Genomic DNA, 1,125 nt, shown 5'->3' on the forward strand with positions numbered 1-1,125 from the left:
GTTGATCTCACCCAACGCGCCTTCTGCGGTCTGAGACAGAGAAATACCGTCGTTCGCGTTACGCGCAGCCTGAGTCAGACCGTTGATGTTAGAAGTGAAACGGTTGGCGATCGCCTGACCCGCTGCATCGTCCTTCGCGCTGTTGATACGCAGGCCGGAAGACAGACGCTCAATGGCGGTGCCCAAAGTAGACTGGGATTTGTTCAGGTTGTTCTGAGTCAGCAGAGACAGGCTGTTAGTATTAATTACCGCCATAGTATTATTTCCTTTAAATATGTTTCGGCTAATGTTTAGGCTTCTTGCCTACGGCTTCAATCACCGTCCCTTTATTTATCGGCACATGCATTCATAGCTTTAATTAAATCGCGTGTTTTTATTAAAAAACCAATAAATAACAGACACAAAAAAGCCCCCGCAATGCGGAGGCTCGATATCCTGCTCGACGGGGAATTAACGCAGCAGAGACAAGACAGTTTGTGGAACCTGGTTAGCCTGTGCCAATACGGAAGTCCCTGCCTGCTGCAGGATCTGCGCACGGCTCATGTTGGACACTTCGGTAGAGTAATCGGCATCCTGAATACGGCTACGTGCGGAAGTCAGGTTGTTTACAGTGTTGTTCAGGTTGGTGATGGTTGACTCAAAACGGTTCTGAGACGCACCCAACACGCTGCGCTGAGTATCGACTGCTTTCAGCGCTTTATCGATAGCAGCCAGTGGGCTACCACCGTCTGCAACGCCAGTAGCGCCGCCGGTCACGGTGCCTTTCAGTACGTCGAAGCCTTTGGCAGCAACGGTACGCACGTTACCGTTAACCGCTTCGCCTGCGTCAGTCGCAGTTTTAAGCAGTGCTGGCATTTTGGCAGTTTCTGTATCCAGCGCAGTTTTAGCTGCATCAGTCGCAGGCTGTTTAGTGGCATCAGCATCAGAGATAGCTTTCTTCGCCAGGTAATCAGTGTTTTTGGTATCAACAACAGTTTGCTGATCGCTAACTGCTTTAGTGGTTTTGAATTCGTAGGTGTTGACAGTATCGCTAGAAATGCCGCCGGCACCCGCCGCTGCCAGGTTCCAGCCCGCGCTTGAACCGATAGCGATGCTGATTTTCTCGCCGTCTTTAGAACCCACTTG

General features: G+C 50.8%; 1 protein-coding gene and 1 pseudogene. Both read right to left on the reverse strand.

What is annotated here, in order from left to right; translation table 11 throughout:
* Positions 1-255, reverse strand: a pseudogene (locus DBA33_RS20305) (flagellin FliC); the annotation flags it as partial.
* A 195-nt stretch (positions 256-450) separates the two neighbouring features.
* Positions 451-1,125 (reverse strand): flagellin (locus tag DBA33_RS21130; protein ID WP_276148147.1); only part of this gene is annotated, 675 nt, incomplete at its 5' end.

It is taken from the genome of Yersinia sp. IP36721 (assembly GCF_003634395.1).
Lineage (GTDB): Bacteria > Pseudomonadota > Gammaproteobacteria > Enterobacterales > Enterobacteriaceae > Yersinia > Yersinia entomophaga.